Annotated in this window: 4 protein-coding genes; all 4 read left to right on the forward strand. The window is 73.6% G+C overall.

The features are described from left to right. Positions 1-515 (forward strand): substrate-binding domain-containing protein (locus B7767_RS13490; protein WP_143652424.1); only part of this gene is annotated, 515 nt, incomplete at its 5' end. A 100-nt stretch (positions 516-615) separates the two neighbouring features. Continuing rightward, positions 616-1917 carry an alpha/beta fold hydrolase gene (locus B7767_RS13495; RefSeq protein ID WP_085572398.1) on the forward strand — a complete coding sequence of 434 codons (1302 nt, stop codon included), beginning with the start codon at positions 616-618 and terminating at the stop codon, positions 1915-1917. A 57-nt stretch (positions 1918-1974) separates the two neighbouring features. Further along, positions 1975-2718, forward strand: a complete 744-nt coding sequence (locus B7767_RS13500; protein ID WP_085572399.1) for a PIG-L deacetylase family protein — start codon at positions 1975-1977, stop codon at positions 2716-2718. Next, positions 2715-3439, forward strand: a 725-nt coding sequence (locus B7767_RS13505) for a sigma-70 family RNA polymerase sigma factor (protein ID WP_373408211.1), incomplete at its 3' end; no start/stop codon positions are given. The genes B7767_RS13500 and B7767_RS13505, both read left to right, overlap by 4 nt.

Consider the following 3439-nt stretch of genomic DNA (forward strand, 5'->3'; position numbering starts at 1 on the left):
TGCGGCACCTCGTCGACGCCGGGCACCGCTCCATCGCGTACGTCAGCGGCCCGCCCGGACTGAACCAGGTCCGGGACCGCCGCACCGGAGCCCTGAACGCCCTCGCCGAGGCCGGCCTGGGCCCCGACCGCCTGCACGAACTGCCCACCGAGCGGCTCGACGTCGCCGCCGGCCGCGACGCGGGCGCCCGCCTGCTCGGACTCGCCGACCGGCCCACCGCCGTCTTCTGCGCCAACGACCTGCTCGCCCTCGGTGTGCTCCAGGCGATGTACGCGGCCGGCGTCGGCGTCCCCGACGACCTCGCGATCGTCGGCTACGACGACATCGAGTTCGCCGCCGCGGCCGCCGTACCGCTGACCTCGGTGCGGCAGCCCGCGGTCACCATGGGCGCCCTGGCGGCCGAGCTGCTGCTGGAGGAGACCGAGAGCGAGAACGCGGCCGGGCCGCACGAGCACCGCCGGGTCGTGCTCCGCCCGGAACTGGTGGTCCGGCGCTCCAGCCTGGCGGCCCGCTGACGGACATTCAGCAAAATTCCATGATCCCGGACTCGTTGGCCGGACGAACATGTGCTGAACTGGGTCACGATCCGACAATCCGTTCGTCCCTGGAGCCCCGTTGTCCGTCAGCTACCGCCAGCCCGGAGTGGTCCTCACCGACCGCCGGTTCACCGTACCCCTCGATCACGACGACCCCTCGGGGGAGACGATCGAGCTGTACGCGCGCGAGGTCGTCGCCAGTGACAAGGCCGGCCGGGACCTGCCCTGGCTGCTCTATCTCCAGGGCGGCCCCGGTTTCGGGGCGAACCGTTTCGTCGGGAAGCCCGCCTGGCTCGGCCGGGCCCTGGAGGACTACCGGGTCCTCCTCCTGGACCAGCGCGGCACCGGCCACTCCACCCCCGTCAACCGGCAGACGCTCCCGCTGCGCGGCGGCCCCGCCGAACAGGCCGACCACCTCACCCGCTTCCGCGCCGACTCGATCGTCCGGGACTGCGAGGCCATCCGCCCCGAGGTGACCGGCGGCACCCCCTGGACCGTCCTCGGCCAGAGCTTCGGCGGCTTCTGCACCGTCGCCTACCTCTCCACCGCCCCCGAGGGCCTGGACACCGCCCTGATCACCGGCGGACTGCCCTCCCTCGACGCCCACGCCGACGACGTCTACCGGGCCGCCTACCCGCGCATCGAGCGCAAGGTCGCCGCGCACTACGCCCGCTACCCGCAGGACGTCGAACGCGCCCGCCGCATCGCCGACCACCTCCTCACCCACGAGGTCGTCCTCCCGAACGGCTACCGGTTCACCGTCGAGGCGTTCCAGTCGCTCGGCATCATGCTGGGCGGCAGCGAGGGCAGCCACCGGCTGCACTTCCTCCTGGAGGACGCCTTCGTCCGCACCCCGGGCGGCCACGAACTCTCCGACGCCTTCCAGGAGCAGGCCCAGGGCCTGCTGTCGTACGCCGGACACCCGCTGTACGCGCTCGTCCACGAGGCGATCTACGGCCAGGACGCCCGGCCCACCGCCTGGTCCGCCGAGCGCGTGCGGGCCGAGTTCCCGCGGTTCGACGCGGCCAAGACGCTCGCCGGCGACGAGCCGCTGCTGTTCACCGGCGAGACCATCCACCCGTGGATGTTCGACTGCGACCCCGCGCTGCGCCCGCTGCGCGAGACCGCCGGACTGCTCGCCGCGCGCACCGACTGGACGCCCCTGTACGACCCGGCGCGCCTCGCCGTCAACGAGGTCCCGGTCGCGGCGGCCGTCTACCACGACGACATGTACGTCGACACCGCCCACTCCCTCCGGACGGCCCGTGCGATCCGCGGCCTGCGCACCTGGGTCACCGACGAGTTCGAGCACGACGGTGTCCGGGCCGGCGGTCCCCGCGTCCTGGACCGGCTGCTCGCCCTGGCGCGCGACGAGGCGTGAGTCCGGGGCCGGGCGCGCGCCCGGCGGGATGTCGGTGCGGCGGGTTAGTCTGCGGGCATGACCGAGCCGACGACCAGTCAACTCCCGCCCATGCCCGACGATTGGCAGCGCGCCCTGGCCGTGGTGGCCCACCCGGACGACCTCGAGTACGGCTGTGCGGCGGCGGTCGCGTCCTGGACCGACGCCGGCCGTGAGGTCTCCTACGTCCTGGCGACCCGCGGCGAGGCGGGCATCGACACCCTGGAGCCGGCGAAGAGCGGCCCGCTCAGGGAGCGGGAGCAGCGGGCGAGCGCGGCCGTGGTCGGTGTCTCGGAGGTCGCCTTCCTCGACCACGCGGACGGGGTCGTCGAGTACGGCCCCGCGCTGCGCCGGGACATCGCCGCCGCGATCCGCCGGTACCGGCCCGAGCTGGTGATCACCCTGAACCACCGGGACACCTGGGGCGGCACCTACTGGAACACCCCGGACCACGTGGCCGTCGGGCGGGCCGTGCTCGACGCGGCCGGTGACGCCGGCAACCGGTGGATCTTCCCGGAGCTGATTGAGCGGGGCCTCGAACCCTGGAACGGGGTCCGCTGGGTGGCGGTCGCAGGTTCCGACAGCCCCACGCACGCGGTGGAGGCGAGGGACGGGCTGGAGCGGGCGATCGCCTCGCTGCTCGAACACCGGACCTACATCGAGGCGTTGACCGACGAGGACCCGGAGGCGTACGCCCGTGGCCTGCTGACCGGTTTCGCCGAGGAGGCGGGGAAGCGGTTCGGGAACCGGCCCGCGGTCACCTTCGAGGTGTTCTCCCGGTGAGCCCCGTGGACCACGACGAGGAACTGCTGGCGGAGCGCTTCGAGGAGCACCGCGGACACCTCAAGGCGGTCGCCTACCGCATGCTCGGCTCGCTGACCGAGGCGGAGGACGCCGTCCAGGAGGCCTGGCTGAGGCTGGGCCGCACCGACACCGGCGACATCGGCAACCTCGGCGGCTGGCTGACCACCGTGACCGGCCGGATCTGCCTGGACCTGCTGCGTTCGCGCACCGCGCGCCGCGAGCAGCCGATGGACGACACGTTCGTCCCGGACCCGGTGATCAGACCCCTCTCCCAGGTGGACCCGGAACAGGAGGCGCTGCGCGCCGACTCGGTGGGCGTGGCGATGCTGGTGGTCCTGGAGACGCTGGAGCCCGACGAGCGGCTGGCGTTCGTCCTGCACGACATGTTCGCCGTGCCGTTCGACGACATCGCCCCGGTGGTGGAGCGCAGCCCGGCCGCGACCCGGCAGCTCGCCAGCCGGGCCCGCCGCCGGGTACGGGACACGACCCCTCCGTCCGACCCCGACCTCGGCCGGCAGAAGCAGGTCCTCGAGGCGTTCATGGCCGCCGCGCGCGGCGGCGACTTCGAGGCGCTGGTCGCCGTTCTCCACCCGGACGTGGTGCTGCGGGCGGACGCGGGCGCGCTGGTCCGGGGCGTGGCCGGATCCAAGATCCTCCGGGGCGCGAAGACGGTGGCCGAGTCGGCGATCATGTTCGCCCG

Origin of the sequence: Streptomyces sp. 13-12-16 (assembly GCF_002114215.1) — a bacterium.
Taxonomy (GTDB): Bacteria; Actinomycetota; Actinomycetes; order Streptomycetales; family Streptomycetaceae; genus Streptomyces.